This is a genomic window from Bacillus sp. WMMC1349 (genome assembly GCF_013155385.1).
GTDB lineage: Bacteria > Bacillota > Bacilli > Bacillales > Bacillaceae > Bacillus.
In genome coordinates, this window is sequence record NZ_JABJUQ010000007.1 from 3,067,353 (window position 1) to 3,084,575 (window position 17,223).

Consider the following 17,223-nt stretch of genomic DNA (forward strand, 5'->3'; position numbering starts at 1 on the left):
AAAAAACCCCGCTTACAAAAGCAGGGTTTTCTCTTTTTGTTAAACAATATATTTTTCTGCTTCAAATACACCTTTGGCCGCCAAGCGTTTTTTCTCAATAACATTAACAGGTGTAAAGCGTGTCAGTTTTCGAAGAGCGGAAAGCATCATTCGCAGCGTATCACCTGATTCTGTAGCAATGATCGATTCTTTCGCATGGCTTTCAATTTCGTAAAGAGCTTCCTGTGTGAATATTTGTGTATAAAGGATCTTTTGACGGTTTTTCTCTTCTCCTTCAGCCAAAAGCGCTTTTTCAGTTCTTAAAATAGCTGATTCCATCGCATATACTTGACTAACGATATCGGCAATGTTGACAAGAATTTCTTGTTCCTTTTCAAGGTTCTTGCCATATTTTTGTGCAGCCAAACCTGAGACTAAAAGCGCGATTTTTTTAGCGTTTTTCAGGATATATTTTTCTTGCTCTAACACGCCGTCACCCGGTTCCTCAGGCATCATCATCATCAGCTCTTCCTGCAATGCCTTAGCCTTCTCTAATAGCGGGAGTTCTCCTTTCATCGCTTTTTTCAAATACGTTCCTGGGACAATAAGACGGTTGATTTCATTGGTTCCTTCAAATATTCGATTAATTCGGGAATCACGATACGCCCGCTCTACTTCGTATTCCTGCATGAATCCATATCCTCCATGGATTTGGACCCCTTCATCAGCTATATAATCAAGTGTTTCAGATCCGAACACTTTATTCAGTGAGCACTCAATCGCATATTCAGCAATCGATTTTGCCACTTGTCTGCCATCTTTTTGCTCTTCTTCAGACAGCATTCCCATCTTGTCTTCAAAAAGTCCGACTGTCCGGTAGACAGAGCTTTCCATCGCATATAATTTTGAAGCCATATTGGCAATTTTTTCACCGATTAAGCTGAAACGGGAAATCGGTGTCTTAAATTGACGGCGTTGATTGGCATAAGCAGCTGACAATTCAATCACTCGTTTAGAAGCCCCGATGGTTCCGACAGCTAATTTGTAACGACCGATATTGAGGATATTAAAAGCGATGACATGTCCTTTTCCAGCCTCACCTAAAAGGTTTTCTTTTGGTACTTGTACTTGATCTAAAATGAGTGTCCGAGTTGAAGAACCTTTAATCCCCATCTTTTTCTCTTCCGGTCCAGTTGAGACACCAGGGTAGTCTTTTTCAACAATGAAAGCTGAAAAATGTTCTCCATCAATTTTAGCATAGACAACAAATACATCAGCAAAGGCGGAGTTTGTAATCCATTGTTTTTCTCCGTTCAGTATATAGTGTGTTCCTGCTTCATTTAAGACTGCTGTCGTTTTTGCTCCCAGTGCATCAGAACCAGATCCCGGTTCAGTCAAGGCATATGCCGCAAACTTTTCACCTGATGCTAATGCTGGAAGGTACTTCTTTTTCTGCTCATGTGTACCAAAGAAAACAATTGGCAATGTTCCGATTCCAACATGTGCTCCATATGACAATGAAAAACTGCCTGCTCTTGAAAATTTCTCAGTAATTAAAGCTGAGCTAATCTTATCAAGACCAAACCCGCCATACTCTTCAGGAACGTCCGCACCAAGAAGTCCCAGTTCCCCCGCTTTTTTTAGAAGTCTGACAGAGTGATCAAAGTTGTGTTCTTCAATTTCATCAACATATTGCAAAACATCACCAAGAATATAATCTTCTGTTGTTTTCGCAATCATTTTATGTTCTTCTGTGAAGTCTTCCGGTGTAAACATTTGATCAGGTGTGACCTCATCTATTAAAAAGGCACCGCCTTTTTTCATTTGATCCTTTGTTGATTCCATGTTCCCATCCCCTTTTGTTTAAACTAACTCAAACACTCCTGCTGCTCCCATACCGCCGCCAATACACATTGTCACAACTCCAAATTGCTCGCTTCTCCGTCGCATTTCATGAAGTAGTGTAAGCGTCAGCTTTGTCCCTGTACAGCCGAGTGGATGCCCTAATGCAATCGCTCCGCCATTTACATTTACTTTTTCTTCATCAATGCCTAGCTCTCTAATGACTTGAATGGATTGCGAAGCAAATGCTTCATTCAATTCAAATAAACCAATATCTTTTAGTTCAAGACCTGCTATCTTCAATGCACGCGGTACTGCTTCTATCGGACCGATTCCCATCACTTCCGGTGGAACGCCACCAACAGCAAAGGAACGGAATTTAGCAAGCGGTGCCAACCCAAGGGCATCTGCTTTTTCTTTGTCCATAATCATCACTGCAGCCGCTCCATCACTTGTTTGCGAAGAATTTCCAGCAGTGACCGTACCTTTCGCAGAGAAAGCGGGCCTTAACTTTGCAAGGACATCCTTAGTTGTCCCTGGTCTTACCCCTTCATCAGTAGCAAATGTAAACGTTTGTTCTTTTAATTTATGGCTTTCATCAACATGTCTGAGCGTGACTTCAACCGGAACAATTTCATCAGCAAATTTTCCCTCAGCAATTGCCTTAGCCGCTTTTTGATGGCTGCTAACAGCAAAAGCATCTTGATCTTCCCGAGAAACGCCATATTTAATGGCAACTTGTTCAGCAGTATGCCCCATACTCATGTAGTATTCAGGAGCATTTTCTGCTAACGCAGAATTTAGTCTGATACTATGACCCATCATTGGGACTATGCTCATTGATTCAGCTCCGCCGGCAATGACCGTGTCCGCTGCCCCAAGCATGACTTTTTCGGCTCCATATGCAATCGATTGAAGTCCTGAAGAACAGTACCTGTTAATGGTAACGGCTGGCACTGTGTGGGGCAGACCTGCTAGTGCCCCAATGTTCCGTGCCATATTTAAGCCTTGTTCAGCTTCTGGGGTAGCACAGCCAATAATTAAATCGTCAATGTTCCCTTCATATTCGCCCGCTCTTTTTAATGTTTCTTTCACAGTGAGCGCACCTAAGTCATCGGGACGAACCGTTCTCAATGAACCTTTGTTTGCTTTTCCAATCGGGGTTCGAGCTCCCGACACAATGACTGCCTCTCTCATTTTATCCCTCCTAATTACGCAAAGGTTTGCCTTTTACAAGCATATGTTGCATTCTTGCCTGAGACTTTGGTTCACCCACAAGGCTCAGAAAAGCTTCTCTTTCCAAGTCTAGTAAATATTCTTCTGATACTTCTGCTCCAAAAGAAACTCTGCCGCCGGCAATCACAAATGCTAACTTTTTCGCAATTGTCATATCATGATCAGAAATGGCCCCGGATAGTTTAAAAGCCTCTGCTCCAAGGAGGAGCGCAGCATAACCCGTTTCACCAGTAACCGGAACTTTTTGTTTCACTGGCGGACGATAGCCATTTTCATGAAGTGTCAGTACAAACGATTTAGCATCATATAAGAGGTGATCCTGGTTCATACTAATTTGATCTTGCAAAGTTAATATATTGAGTTCTCTTGCTTCTTGGGCTGAAGTGGATGTTTTTGCCATTGCAATTTTTTCAAATGTTTGGTTTGCTGCCTGTTGAAGATCGACAGACATCCCTTCTGGGAACCCTTTTAAGTGGTTCAAATAAAGTTCTTTATTACCTCCGCCTCCTGGAATCAAGCCAACACCAACTTCAACAAGACCCATATAGGCTTCACTTGAGGCTTGAACACGTGCAGCAGGGAGGCATACCTCAGTTCCCCCTCCAAGTGTCATTCCAAATGGTGCTGCGACTACTGGTTTAGAACTGTACTTCACTTTCAGCATCGTTTGCTGGAATTGGCGGATGATCATATCCATTTCCATAAAATTATCATCTTGAGCTTCCATAAGCATCATAGCTAGGTTAGCACCGACACAAAAGTTCTTGCCTTGATTTCCAATGACCAGCCCTTTGTAATTGGCATCCACTTCATCAATTGCATATTTCAGCATTTGAATGATATCTAGACCAATGGCATTGCTTTTCGAATGAAATTCTAACAGTGCTACATCATCACCTAAATCTATTAAACTAGCACCGCTATTTTTTTTGATGATACCTTTTGTCTCTTTGATTGAAGAAAGATAAATATTTTTCTTATTTTCCTCTAAAGCGCGGTATTCCCCAGACTGGATATCATAGAAAAACGTTCTGCCATTTTCTCTTAAATAAAAAGATTTATGCCCTTTTTTAAGCATTTCTTTAACCCAGTCCGCTACTTGCCATCCGTCAGCTTCAAGTTTTTGAACTGACTCTTTCACACCGATGCTGTCCCACATTTCAAACGGTCCTTGTGCCCAACCAAATCCCCATTTCATCGCTTTGTCAACAGCTACTACGGTGTCAGCGATTTGACCAGTCAAGGCTGCTGAATAAACAAGTGTTGGCGCTGTGGTTTTCCAAAGTAAAATGCCCGCTTTATCCTCCGAATAAATAAGCGCTTTCATTCTTGATCCAGTGCCCTTTAGCTGTTTCGCAGCTTCAAGACCAGGTGTTTTTAGTTTCTTTCGTTCTCCATATGTCATTGTTATTGGATCAAGCTCAAAAATGTCTTTTCCTTCTTTTTTATAAAAACCTTGCTTAGCTTTACTGCCAATCCAGCCATTTTCCAGCATTTTTTCGACAAACTCTGGAAGCCGAAAAACCTTCTTTTCTTCTCCTTCAACTTGATCATAAACATTTTTAGCTACATGGGAGAATGTATCAAGACCTACGACATCAAGTGTTCTGAATGTCGCACTTTTCGGTCGTCCGATAAGAGGTCCTGTAATTGAATCGACTTCACCTATTGTATATCCGCCTTTAAGCATTTCCTGAACTGTAACAAGGAGGCCGTATGTTCCAATGCGATTGGCGATAAAATTCGGTGTGTCTTTCGCTTCAACAACCCCTTTTCCTAGTACGTCTTCACCAAATTCTTTCATGAAGCACAATACTTCTGGATCTGTTTCATCTATTGGTATAACTTCAAGCAATTTTAAGTAGCGAGCAGGGTTAAAAAAGTGTGTCCCTAAAAAATGCTTTTTAAAATCTACAGATCGTCCTTCCGCCATTTGTTTAACGGAAATACCTGAGGTGTTACTACTCACGATACTGCCTGGTTTTCTGTACTGGTCAACTTTGGCAAATACTTGCTTTTTAACATCCAGATTTTCAACAACAACTTCAATAATCCAGTCAGCTTCTTTTATTTTTTCAAAATCATCTTCCATATTTCCCGTTGTAATGTAGCTGATGTTTTTCTTAGAAGTAAGCGGAGCCGGTTTTTGTTTAAACAGCTTTTTTACTGCTGTCTGGGTCAACCGATTACGCACATCAGGGTCATGAAGGGTGCGGCCTTTTTTCTCTTCTTCTTTCGTTAGTTCTCGTGGAACCATATCGAGCAATAAAACAGGAATGCCAATATTGGCTAAATGCGCTGCAATTCCCGATCCCATCACTCCGGATCCAATAACAGCGGCTTTTCGAATATGCTTGACCATGAAAGATCCTCCCTACCTTTGAATGAATACTCATTCATTTTTACTTAAAAAAAATAAACTCCCCTGTCTTTTATCATCTTAAAAGATTTTTGAATCAAGTTCAATAGCCTTGAGGAAAATTTCAGAAATTTTTTAGAAATTAGCGTCAAAAACAAACGATTTTATAAATTGTTGCTTGAGGAGGATTTGATTCTTTAAGTACCTGAAACCATACTTTTACTTTCTGCCTTTTTTTGATGTCTTCTTTGTTTTTTATTTCACTAATCCCCAACAATATCACCTTGTTTTTATACTTTTCAAGGAGCTCTTGTTTTGTTAAATCATCATGCTTTTTTTAGGGCTGTTCTGACTCTCAACAAGGATTGCTCTATCTCCTTCTTTGTGCACAATATAGCCCACAATGCTCTGTCCTTCTTTTTTATGATCTTCTTATGATTGACATCCAATTGAAACTAGAATAGCAATAACTGAAAGAAATAATAATAACTTACGCAATACACCGTTTCCTTTCCTGATATTTAATTTTTAAAATGATTTTATCATTTGAAAGGTGGTTTATAAACAGCAAAAGCAAAGGATTGAGCGTTCTTTTAATCATTCATTCGACCTTGGGGGTGAGTTTGCGCGAATGTAATAGAAAATCACATCTAACTTGTTATAAGACACCAAGTGTGAAGCAATTTCATGACTGGAGCATCTTCATATTTATATTGCCACATCCAATAACATGTTTCAAAGCTTTTTGGACATTCTATACAAGAGGAGGTGACGGCATGGTACGCGAACGAAAAAATCCCTCTGCAGCTGCAATCAGTGCAGCCGCTATGAAGGGAAATGCAGGCCCTGATTACAAAAAGGAAGATGCCGGAGGTAAACAGTCAAGCCAGAACCAGCAGTATAAAAAAGAGAATATGGGCGGTCATGACCATGAATAAATTTTAAAAGGTAAAGGAGAATGACTATGCAAAATCAACAACAAATGACAACCCCACCGTCTGTGATTTCTACAAAAGATCATTTATATTTAAAAGATATGCTGAACTGGAATTTGCTTGCTATGAAAAAAGCCCATTTTATGGCTGAGCATTGTCAAGATCAGACCCTGAAAACAGAACTTGAGCGGACAGGGCAAATGCATCATAACCATTACAATACGATCTTGGAACAGCTCCATTCAAATCAAAGCGGAAATCAAACAGTCTATATGCAATAGGAGGTCCATCATGAATCAACAAAAAATCGGCAATCAAGAAACACCTGTACCTAATACAAGCGCCATGAATGACCGAGATTTTGTCAATGAATTACTAACAACCGAAAAATATATCACATCTTCATATTCGACTGCAATGAATGAATTAAGCCATGATGCGCTTTATCAAAAGATACAGCCTCTTTTTCATGAAGCGCAAAATACACAGCGAAGAATATACGATTTGATGTTTCAATATGGTTGGTACAAAATTGAAGCTGAAGACGCAATGAAAATTGAGCAAACTTATCAGCAGTTTCAGTCTACCCTCCAAAACCAATCACCATATCAAAATAATCAATAGCAGAGACCGGAAAAAATCCGGTTTCTTTACATTTAGTGAGCCTTATAATTATATAGCGGTTTAATGATTTTTTGTATTGATAAGGCGTTTTCTGTATTGGTGATGATTTCTTCCATTGGCTTGTATGCCATTGGACTTTCATCCAGTGTTTCAGATACAACTGAAGTACTCCACACCTCTTTCATTGTCACTTGAAACTCATGTAGTGACAGGTTTGCTTTTGCTTTTGATCTAGACATCAAGCGTCCTGCACCATGAGGCGCTGAGTAGTTCCAGTCTGGGTTTCCTTTTCCTTCCGCAATTAAACTACCATCCCTCATATTCATCGGAACAATGACGCGTTCCCCTTTCTGTGCTGAAATTGCTCCTTTACGTAAAATCATATTCTCTATATCAATATAGTTATGGATGGTTGTAAATTCATCAATGATATGCCATTTCATATGCCGTACAATCTCTTCAATCATTGCTTTGCGGTTTAAATCTGCATATTTTTGTGCAATCGCCATATCATGCATATAAGCTGCAAAGGAATCACCTTCTAAATACGCTAAAGCTTTTTGTATTTTGGGACTTTTCATTGAGTTTAGTATTTCTTGAATTTCATTTACGCGTCCTTCTTGTTTTAATTGATCAATCACCTCTTGTTTTTTATCTTTCATGTCCATGAGTTCTTGATAAGCTAGATCTTGATAATATTCCGCAATTTGTTTTCCCAAGTTTCGGGAACCACTATGAATAACAATCGCTACTTTATCATCCCATTCATTCAATTCAATAAAATGGTTGCCTCCTCCAAGTGTTCCAATTGACCTCTCTGCACGACCTTTATTAATTGGAGCTTGGACATCATCAATATTGACCAAATTTGCAAACTGATGTTTTTGATTTCTGATCTTGAATCCACTAGGGACATGTTTTTGAATCACTTCATCTAGTTGATCAAAATTGATGTTATCTTTATGTTGATCAATGACAGCGAGTGACATCCCGCAGCCAATATCGTACTTGATCCTCTAATTTCTTAGGGGGTGGACTATACCTTCACTATAGTCATCGGAGTCTTGTGCAGCCCCTACTATAGGCTCGCCGTGTTAATGATTCCATAAATTAGGTAACAACCCAATAATAAATTTGAGCTAATTACACATGTGCAAGTATGTTACACTCCATTTCTCTCTGGCAGGAATATAGAATCATTCTGCACCTAAGTCTGCTAACTTGGTACAAGTCTCTGAACCATTTGATTATGTCACCATAACCTCTGGATGCTGATTGCCTTCGTCACTACACGGTCAGGTTTCCAGCAATTGAGCGAGTTTTTTAAAGTTGGAGCCGACTTAGTTAACCCCAACAAGATTTGGCACGATTTTATCTTTAATTGTCATCGTTGTTCCGATTGTACAGCCTGCTCCTGCATGTGTATCAGGCATAATTCGAATTTGGCTGCCTTCAGCAAAAGACTGATTACATAATTCTATAATCTGTCCCATGGCTTTTTGATCTAAATTGTCTGTAAATACTTTTGCTAAATTGTATTTCCCCCGTAATTCAATCATGATTTCCTCCGTTTAGCTAATAGAGTTTTTGTAAAGTCTCTAGTTCAGTTATTTTTTCTGAACTAATTTCCTGTATTATAGTCAAGATCTGTTATTATAATATCATTAAATGGTTTGATGTTTAATCAAAAATGTATCACGCTGGCGTGATGCATTTTAAGAATTTCCCCATCTTCTAATGACTAGAGCTTGACCTTTCTGCCATCCTTTCGGGAGATAAAACATTCGTGACTATTTTCTCTTTTAATATGCAATAATCACACACACACCGATATCCTCATCCCTACAAAAATTAAAAAGCCTACGCATCGAAAACGAAACGTAGACTCCTCATGAAGTGAATTAAGCATGAGACTGAGCGACCTGCTGGACGATGCACCTTCCTCTGCCATATGGAATGCAATGTGGTGTACCAAAAAGCGGATCTCTTGTCACTTCACAATTCATTTCAAAAACATCTTGCACAAGCTGACAGTCAATAATTGCTTCTGGTCTTCCTTCCGCATAGATTTGCTTATCCTTAATTGCCACTAGGTGGTGGGCATAACGACAAGCAAGATTCAAATCATGGAGCACCATCACAATTGTGCGTTTTTCATATTCATTTAATTCAAAAAGAAGATCAAGAATTTCGATTTGATGGGTCATATCCAAATATGTAGTTGGCTCATCCAATAAAATAATCCCGGTTTCCTGAGCAAGTGTCATCGCAATCCAAGCACGTTGGCGCTGGCCACCTGATAGTGAGTCAACTGTACGGTTAGCGAGTTCTTCCATATTGGTTGCCTTTAAAGCATTTTGAACAGCTTCTTCATCTTTTACTGACCATTGTTTAAGCCAATTTTGATAAGGATAACGTCCCTGTTTGACGAGTTGAAGGACAGTTAATCCTTCTGGAGCTGCAGGTCCTTGAGGAAGAATCGCCAGTTCTTTGGCAACTTCCTTAGTTGGTAGTTTAGAGATAGAGTCTCCTTCCAACAGGACAGAACCGCCTTTTGGTTTCAGCAAACGTGCAAGTGAGCGAAGGAGAGTTGATTTACCGCAGCCATTGCTGCCAATAAATACAGTGATTTCACCTTTTGGGATCGTTAAGTTTAATTCATCAATAATCATTGTTTCTCCATAACCTAAGCTTAACGTTTCTGTCGAAATGGCACTCATAAATGAAACCTCTCCTTTTATTAGTTTCTGCTTTTTATTAACAAGTATATAAAATAGGGGGCACCGATCGCAGCGGTGAACACACCAGCAGGCACTTCAACAGGAGAAAACAAGGTTCTCCCGATCAAATCGGCAAGCAACACCAATAAACCTCCAATTAATGATGCAATCGGCAAGAGGGCACCGAATGAAGAACCGACTAGTCTTCTTGCTATATGCGGTGCCATCAGACCGACAAAACCGATGGTTCCGGAAAAAGCAACAGCAACTCCAGCAAAGGCCGTGCTTAATAGCAGGAGCCAAAAACGATGTTTCTCGACATGACTTCCGGCACCAGTCGCCAATTCTTCTCCGAGCGTCAGAATGTTCACATTTCTTGAAACACCGGCGCAAATCAGTAAAAGGACAAGCGTTACCGGTATCAAAATGAGCACATCACGCCAGTTTGATCCATATACTGATCCAGTAATCCAAACATTTGCTTGGGACATTCTATATATCGGCCCTTTTATCATCAAGACAGTTGTTAAAGACTGGGCAAGCATTGAAAACCCAATCCCAATCAAAACGAGCCTTAAAGTTGAAGCACCTTTTTGATAAGACAAAAGATAAACAAGTATCCCAGCAAAGCCCGCACCAATAAATGCGGCGACAGGTAGCCAGTTGATACTGACTGTAAGCGCATTGTTTTGATTTGAAAATAACATGAGAAACAAGACAACAGTTACAGATGCTCCACCCGTAACACCGATTATTTCAGGTGATGCTAGAGGGTTATGAATTAGCCCTTGAAGTATCGAACCTGCCGCTGCCAAACAAATACCAGCAAACAAAGCAATTAATATCCGCGGCATTCGGAAAGAGGTAATGATCAGTTCATCCCCCGGATCGCCAATACCTAGAAAAGTCTTCATAACGGCATCCGGAAAAATAAATCGTTCACCAATCCCCGCACTGAGTACGATAACACAAGCTGTTAACAGAAATAAGATCATGAACGTAAACAGAGCTTTGCGATGAATTAAGATTGAAAAACTGCCTTCTCTCATTCGGATTGTGCGATAATTCTTCAATTTTTGAACCCCCTTCTTGCAATAAATACAAAAATGGGTGTTCCGATAATGGCTGTCATAACACCGACTGGCACTTCTTCAGGCATGATCAAATACCTAGCTCCAATATCTGCAATAACGAGTAAAATTGCTCCTAACACAGCACAGTACGGGAGAATCCAGCGATGGTCATGACCAATAATATATTTCGCAACATGAGGTATGACAATTCCGATAAAACTTATCGGTCCAGCAACAGCCACAGCACCACCGGCAAGTAATATGACTGAAAGCGCCATCAGTACTTTTACCATCCATGTCTTCTGCCCAAGGCTTTTGGCTACATCTTCTCCCATCGTCAACACATTAATCTTCTCAGCAACCAAAAAACTAATGATGAATGCAACTAAAAGATATGGTGAAACAGAAATGAGCAAGTTAAGATCTCGCCCCTGAACAGAACCAGCCAGCCAAAATAATGCCTGTTCAAGTGCTGCTTCATTAACGGAAAGCATTCCTTGCGTTAATGATGAAAACAATGCGGCCAGTGCGGCTCCAGCAAGAGTAAGCTTTAGCGGAGTCATGCCTTCCCTGCCAAGGGAACCGACAAAATAGACGATCAATGCAGCAAATGCTGCGCCAAAAAAAGAAATCCACGCAATCGTTTGAAGTGAGCTGATATGAAAGAAAAACAGGGCTCCGACTACAAAGAAGCCGGCTCCTGCGTTCACACCGAAAAGAGCGGGTGAAGCAAGCGGGTTTTTGGTTAATGCCTGCATTAAAGCACCGCTAACACCAAGAGCCGCACCAACAGCTGCAGCAATTAGTGCACGTGGCAAACGGACATTTTTTAAGACGAGATGTTCATTAGAGCCGTTAAAGTCTGTAAAAGCTTTAATGGACATTGTCCATGATGTATTTGTATATCCATATACGATACTGGCGCAAATGGAGAAGGTTAAAAGCAAGATAAAAGCTAATAGTGCGATTGTTCTATATTTATTCGTTCTTAAAAGCATAGATGATTCTCCTACTTGAACTCCATATCTTATTGGCTATTGTATCAGATATCATTGATTTTGAAAATCATTTTCAATTAAAGATTGACAACATGATCTTTAAAAATTTATGATCATGATGAGACTTACATTCTAAGGAGGACAACGATGAAAAGATGGTCAATGTTAACATTTATCACGATATTAGTGATTTCAATACTTACAGCCTGCAACAGCGGCAAAAAAGAAGCGGCTTCAAACAGTGAGGAAACAATCAGTGTTAAACATGCAATGGGTACAGAGGACAAGGCGCCTGCTCACCCAAAAAGGGTAGTGGTCTTAACAAATGAAGGAACAGAAGCTTTATTGGAACTAGGAATTAAACCTGTAGGTGCTGTAAAGTCTTGGACAGGTCATCCATGGTATAAGCATATTAAAGCTGACATGAAAGGTGTTAAAGAAGTCGGTCTTGAAGGAGAGCCAAACATTGAGGCGATTGCCGAATTGCATCCTGATTTAATTATAGGTAATAAAATGAGGCACGAAAAAATATATGATAAGCTAAAAAAGATTGCGCCAACCGTTTTCTCTGAAACGCTTCGCGGCGAATGGAAAGACAATTTTTCTCTCTATGCAAAAGCGGTAAATAAAGAAGAAAAAGGTAAAGAAATTTTAGAAGATTTTGATGATCATGTCAGACAATTAAGCGCAAAGCTTGGCGATCAGAAAAAGAAACGAGTAGCGGTTGTGAGATTTATGGCTGGTCAATCAAGGATTTATTATAAAGATTCATTCTCCGGGATTATTTTAGAACAACTTGGTTTTCAATACCCTGAAAAACAGGAAAAACTGTTTAAAAAACAAGCTGATAAGTTTGCTTTTATGACGGAAAACAAAGAATCAATTCCAGAGATGGATGGTGACATCCTGTTTTACTTCACATATAAGCCTGCTGAAAGTAAAAAAGAGGCTTTAACATGGCAAAATGATTGGACAAGTGATCCGTTATGGAAAAAGCTGTATGCTGTAAAATCTAAAAACGCGCATGAAGTTGATGATGCGATCTGGAATACCGCTGGCGGTGTAAAAGCGGCTTACCTGTTTCTTGATGACATCGAAAAATACTTTTTGAAATCATAAAGTACATGAGGAAAAGAGCTGTCTAAAAAGTCCTTTTTCAACATAAATCAGGGGGAATTGCGAGACTCCTGCGGAAACAGCGAGCCAGGTCCGCGGAAAGCGAGCAAATTCCCCCATTTTTATTCATCCACACGACTTTCAGGATAGCCCCTCTATTCTTTGCCTTTACATACTCTTGAAGTTCCATCAGGCCATTTGACTTGTAGTTGGAACTGATCATAGCCGTCATCAAGATTAAAAGCTTCAAGTACATGACGGATGACTGTACGATCTGCATCAGACTTGGCTATTGAAAGCTCACTTAAAATCATTTTCATTTCATGTAACGCTTCTTCCCCTTCTCGATTTACATCATTCAACTGATCTTCAATTTCCGCAGCCTCACCCTCCTGTTTATGATATATTGCTTTAAATGTACTATGTTTTCCATTCCCATAATTTACATTCAACATAAACTCAGCAAAGGGTACAGCTTTAATATCTGTAACAGGTGTATCCTCAATCTTTCTTTCTGAATGTTTTTCTACTGCCGTTTGACAACCTGTCAAGATGATGAGTACAGCAAAACAGGTGATCTTAAATAAGTTCATACAGTTCAGCTCCTATATGGACATTATTCTTAGCTATATCCTGTTTGCTAAAACTCATGCAAATAGACTTTAAGTCATGGCTAAAAATTGTTTGGCATCCTGAACAGCAAGTTGGATTGCATTCTCCCAAAAGTCCGGTTTCGTCAAATCAACGCTGAGGTGTTTCATTGCCAAATCTTCAACTGACATTGAAGCTGTATCTTTTAAAAGCGCGATGTACTTTTCTTCAAAATTCCGTCCTTCTTTTAAGGCCATCGCATATATACCGAGCGAAAACAAATAACCGAATGTATAAGGAAAATTGTAAAACGGCACAGAAGTAATATAAAAATGGAGTTTCGAAGCCCAAAAATAAGGATGGTACTCACCTAGTGCACCACAATACGCTTCTTTTTGCGCCCCTTCCATCAGTTCATTCAGCCTGTTAACAGAGACAACACCGTTTTTGCGTTCTTCATAAAACTGAGTTTCAAACAAAAATCTGGCATGAATATTCATGAAAAATGCAACACTGCGCTGTATTTTATCGTCTAGGAGTACGAGTTTGTCCTGCTCTGAAGTAGCCTGTTTTAATGCAGCATCAGCCACGATCATTTCAGCAAAAGTCGATGCAGTTTCAGCTACATTCATCGCATATGCCCTGTTCAGGGGTCTCACATGACGAATGGCTTCATGGTGAAATGCATGACCAAGCTCATGTGCCAGAGTTGATACATTATCAGCACTGCCAGAGAACGTCATAAATATTCTTGATTGACCACTTTCCGAAAAATTGCTACAAAAACCGCCAGACCGTTTGCCGCTCCTATTCTCAGCCTCAATCCATCTATGTTTAAATGCTTTTTCTGTAAAAACGGACAGCTTTTCTCCAAATGTTTCGAACTGGTTGACTATGAAATGGGCAGCCTCATCAAACGAATATTCCTTAGTATTTTCCCCAAGCGGCGCTTTCAAGTCATACCAGCTTAAACGCTCTAGTCCTTGAAGAGACGCCTTTCGCTTAAGATAATCTGCAAAAGGCTGTTTATGATCGATAATCACTTTCCACATAACATCCAGGGTTTCTTGCTTCATCCGATTGATGTCAAGCGGTTCTTTCAATACATTATTCCAGCCTCTTGCCTTATACACATTTAATCGGAAACCAGCGAGATGATTAAGTGTGCTACTCAACAAGTCAGCATGTTGTTCCCAAGCATGATCAAGGTTTTTCGAAACAGACTGACGGATATCCCGGTCCGGTTTAGAAGTCAAGTTCTCAGCCTGTCCAACTGAGAGAATTTGTGTTCTTCCGTTTTCTTCGTATGGAATTTGGATTTGATTCATAATACTGTTATACAAGCTGCCCCATGCATGATAACCATCGACAGATAGCCCTTGAATCAAAGTTTCCTGTTCCACTCCAAGCTTTTCTTTGACCCTCATTCTTCTCTCATTTAGAACATAAGCTACTTCAGAAAACTCTTTTTCCTTAAGAACCGTATTCCAGTCTGTTTCTGGTATTTCAGCCAATTTGCTGTCCAGAATGACCAAAGCTTTATTAAATTCTGCAGAAAGCTGGGTTACTTCAAACTTAAGAGTGTTTGCTTTTAAATCGGTTGTATCTTGGGCTTGCAAACAACTGACAAAAGAGTGTGCTTGCCGAATTTTAACATCAAGTTTCTCCATGAACTCAACTATGTCTTTCAGTTCTTTATCAAAAGTAGTCACTTTTTCTCTAAAAGAAGCAATTAAATTTTTAATCTCACTTAAGTAACTTTGAAAGCTGGAAGCATGACTTCCACCTTCAAAAAAAACATCCAGATCCCACGTATCTTGTAAAGCCATTTTACATCCCCCTTTACCATAATAATTATATTATAAGATACATTTTCCTTTTATGTAAAAAAAGGACGCCTAGCGCCCTATAATTGTCTCAGTCTCTTCACTACATAACTGATTGCTAATAAACCAAAAAAACCGGTTAAAAACAGGAAAAGTCCGCCGCTTTTATGAGGCTCTCCCTCATGTATAGCAGTTTGATCAGCAGATAACCCTCCGTTTTGAGATTGCGCTCTAATATTCACAGATCGAATGAGCCGTCCATCCTCTCCTTTTATATTCAGTGTACCATCGCGATCTAACACTTCTGATATTGTTTCGTCTTTCTTTTTTGTGACAAATAAACGATCTTTCAGATCAAGCCGTTTACCATCCTGGTCTTTAAACTGTTTACCTTTTTGATATGCAACAGTTTCAAAGTGATTGAAACCATCAGCTAAAAGTGTTTTTGTATCATTGTACATCATCTTGCGGCTATCCGCTTTCATAACAACTGCGATCAAATCGAGATCACCATGTGTAGCCGTCGTTACTAGCGTGTGTTTTGATTGATCAACATACCCGGTTTTCCCACCGGTTATTCCTTGAAAAGGAATCTCCCCTGTCAACAATCGATGATGATTTTTCAATGTTGTTTTCCATGTTTTCCCCTTCCAAGACAACTGCTTTTCCGAAAAAATTCCCCGAAAAATTTTGTTCTTCATGGCATATCTTGTAATTTTGGCCATATCGGCGGCTGTTGTAACATGATTTTTGTCAAACAACCCGTGTGGATTTGTAAAGTGAGTGTCATGTGCTCCAGCCCGTTTTGCCACAAATGCATTTACCTCATCTGCAAACTTTTTATCACTTCCACTTACATATTCAGCAATTGCCGTTGCGGCATCATTACCTGAATTCATTAACAATCCTTGAAGCAACCGTTTTAATGGAACAGTTTCTCCTTCTTCCAAATAGACACTTGTCCCTTCTGTATCAGCTGCTTTTTTGCTAATTTTAACTTTATCTTTTAAATTCCTTTTTTCAATCGCATAAATGGCTGTGGCGATTTTTGTTATACTGGCAGGATACATTTTTTTGTTGCTGTTTTGTTCAAACACAACTTGTCCCGATTTTGCATCAATTAAAATTGCCGATTCACTATCAATATGAAAGTCATTTTGGTCTCCAGCTTGAGCAGACTTGTGAATAAGTATAGTCATGCATAGTAAAGCAGTCAACAAAAGGATTTTTTTAGCCATTGTCTCACCTTGCCTTTAGAATAATGCTTTCTTCTATAAAATAGCACCATATAAATTTTATCAATTGTTTCTAACAAATGACAAGTATGATTTCATGAAGAGACAGACTGCTCGTTCACACGGATCTTTTTTATAATTATTATAATTTAATATTGATTATAAATAAAACTGTGATATAATAAAGTTAAGAAACAACAATTTGAGGAGGAGTATGGACATGTTCACACAACAGTTAAAACAACAAAACTTTACACTTGAAACGACAATGAATACTAATCTATCAAACTGGTTCATTCTCTACACAAAGCTTCACCGTTTTCACTGGTATGTGAAAGGACCACATTTTTTTACACTACATGAGAAATTTGAAGAACTGTACAATCATGCCGCTGAAACAGCTGATGTAATCGCCGAGAGATTGTTGGCAATCGGCGGACAACCGCTTGCTACAATGCAACAATTTCTTGAGCACGGTACAATCTCAGATTGTGGAACAGAAAAAACAGCAGATGACATGGTATCTTCATTAATTAGTGATTACCGCAAAATTTGCAAGGAAACTCAAGATTCAATTAAACTTGCCGAGGAAAAATCAGATCATGCTACTGCCGATATTTTGATTGGGTTAACAGAAGAAATCGATAAACAAGTTTGGATGCTTTCTTCATTTTTAGGTGAGTAATGTT

General features: G+C 39.4%; 16 protein-coding genes and 1 pseudogene. 5 read left to right on the plus strand and 12 right to left on the minus strand.

What is annotated here, in order from left to right:
- Window positions 1-39 precede the first annotated feature (39 nt).
- The 4 genes and pseudogenes from HOO54_RS18200 to HOO54_RS25245 all read right to left on the minus strand — a co-directional run.
- Window positions 40-1,824, minus strand: a complete 1,785-nt coding sequence (locus tag HOO54_RS18200; protein ID WP_172297735.1) for an acyl-CoA dehydrogenase family protein — start codon at window positions 1,822-1,824, stop codon at window positions 40-42.
- 18 nt (window positions 1,825-1,842) lie between these two features.
- Window positions 1,843-3,018: an acetyl-CoA C-acetyltransferase gene (locus tag HOO54_RS18205; protein ID WP_172297737.1), complete on the minus strand. Its 1,176-nt coding sequence runs from the start codon at window positions 3,016-3,018 to the stop codon at window positions 1,843-1,845.
- 10 nt (window positions 3,019-3,028) lie between these two features.
- Window positions 3,029-5,419, minus strand: coding sequence for a 3-hydroxyacyl-CoA dehydrogenase/enoyl-CoA hydratase family protein (locus tag HOO54_RS18210; protein WP_172297739.1), 2,391 nt, complete (start codon window positions 5,417-5,419; stop codon window positions 3,029-3,031).
- Window positions 5,420-5,564: 145 nt separating this feature from the next.
- Window positions 5,565-5,732 (minus strand): annotated as a pseudogene (locus HOO54_RS25245) (DUF3221 domain-containing protein); the annotation flags it as partial.
- A gap of 460 nt (window positions 5,733-6,192) precedes the next feature.
- Between HOO54_RS25245 and HOO54_RS18220 the strand changes: the two are divergent.
- From HOO54_RS18220 to HOO54_RS18230, 3 genes are read left to right on the plus strand one after another with little or no spacing between them, the layout of a single operon-like run.
- On the plus strand, window positions 6,193-6,354 hold the full coding sequence (locus HOO54_RS18220) for a YuzL family protein (RefSeq protein WP_172297741.1): 162 nt from the start codon (window positions 6,193-6,195) through the stop codon (window positions 6,352-6,354).
- 26 nt (window positions 6,355-6,380) lie between these two features.
- Entirely contained in the window at window positions 6,381-6,632 is a 252-nt protein-coding gene (locus HOO54_RS18225) for a hypothetical protein (protein WP_172297743.1), read from the plus strand.
- Between the two features lie 10 nt (window positions 6,633-6,642).
- On the plus strand, window positions 6,643-6,975 hold the full coding sequence (locus HOO54_RS18230; RefSeq protein WP_172297745.1) for a spore coat protein: 333 nt from the start codon (window positions 6,643-6,645) through the stop codon (window positions 6,973-6,975).
- Between the two features lie 32 nt (window positions 6,976-7,007).
- Here HOO54_RS18230 and HOO54_RS18235 read toward each other — a convergent pair whose 3' ends face one another.
- The 5 genes from HOO54_RS18235 to HOO54_RS18255 all read right to left on the minus strand — a co-directional run bounded on the left by HOO54_RS18235 (window position 7,008) and on the right by HOO54_RS18255 (window position 11,766).
- Window positions 7,008-7,964: an RtcB family protein gene (locus tag HOO54_RS18235; RefSeq protein ID WP_172297747.1), complete on the minus strand. Its 957-nt coding sequence runs from the start codon at window positions 7,962-7,964 to the stop codon at window positions 7,008-7,010.
- Window positions 7,965-8,315: 351 nt separating this feature from the next.
- A complete protein-coding gene (locus HOO54_RS18240; RefSeq protein WP_172297749.1) occupies window positions 8,316-8,534 on the minus strand; it encodes an RtcB family protein in 219 nt (72 codons plus the stop codon).
- A 342-nt stretch (window positions 8,535-8,876) separates the two neighbouring features.
- Complete coding sequence (locus HOO54_RS18245; RefSeq protein ID WP_172297751.1) at window positions 8,877-9,695, minus strand: ABC transporter ATP-binding protein; 819 nt, start codon at window positions 9,693-9,695, stop codon at window positions 8,877-8,879.
- Window positions 9,696-9,715: 20 nt separating this feature from the next.
- Window positions 9,716-10,768 (minus strand): FecCD family ABC transporter permease, encoded by a 1,053-nt coding sequence (locus HOO54_RS18250; protein ID WP_172297753.1) that lies wholly within the window; start codon window positions 10,766-10,768, stop codon window positions 9,716-9,718.
- On the minus strand, window positions 10,765-11,766 hold the full coding sequence (locus HOO54_RS18255; protein WP_172297755.1) for a FecCD family ABC transporter permease: 1,002 nt from the start codon (window positions 11,764-11,766) through the stop codon (window positions 10,765-10,767). The genes HOO54_RS18250 and HOO54_RS18255 overlap by 4 nt, the downstream gene beginning before the upstream one ends.
- 147 nt (window positions 11,767-11,913) lie before the next feature.
- Between HOO54_RS18255 and HOO54_RS18260 the strand changes: the two genes are divergently transcribed.
- Window positions 11,914-12,885 (plus strand): ABC transporter substrate-binding protein, encoded by a 972-nt coding sequence (locus HOO54_RS18260; protein WP_172297757.1) that lies wholly within the window; start codon window positions 11,914-11,916, stop codon window positions 12,883-12,885.
- Window positions 12,886-13,037: 152 nt separating this feature from the next.
- On the opposite strand, the gene HOO54_RS18265 is transcribed toward HOO54_RS18260, so the two are convergent.
- The 3 genes from HOO54_RS18265 to HOO54_RS18275 form a co-directional block, all read right to left on the minus strand.
- The gene (locus tag HOO54_RS18265) at window positions 13,038-13,475 is read right to left on the minus strand and encodes a YusW family protein (protein ID WP_172297759.1); all 438 of its coding nucleotides are present in this window, start codon (window positions 13,473-13,475) and stop codon (window positions 13,038-13,040) included.
- 69 nt (window positions 13,476-13,544) lie between these two features.
- The gene (locus HOO54_RS18270) at window positions 13,545-15,302 is read right to left on the minus strand and encodes a M3 family oligoendopeptidase (protein WP_172297762.1); all 1,758 of its coding nucleotides are present in this window, start codon (window positions 15,300-15,302) and stop codon (window positions 13,545-13,547) included.
- Between the two features lie 77 nt (window positions 15,303-15,379).
- Window positions 15,380-16,537 carry a D-alanyl-D-alanine carboxypeptidase family protein gene (locus tag HOO54_RS18275; RefSeq protein ID WP_172297765.1) on the minus strand — a complete coding sequence of 386 codons (1,158 nt, stop codon included), beginning with the start codon at window positions 16,535-16,537 and terminating at the stop codon, window positions 15,380-15,382.
- Between the two features lie 217 nt (window positions 16,538-16,754).
- Here HOO54_RS18275 and HOO54_RS18280 point away from each other — a divergent pair, with 217 nt between their 5' ends.
- Complete coding sequence (locus HOO54_RS18280) at window positions 16,755-17,219, plus strand: Dps family protein (RefSeq protein ID WP_172297768.1); 465 nt, start codon at window positions 16,755-16,757, stop codon at window positions 17,217-17,219.
- The last annotated feature ends 4 nt before the right edge of the window (window positions 17,220-17,223 follow it).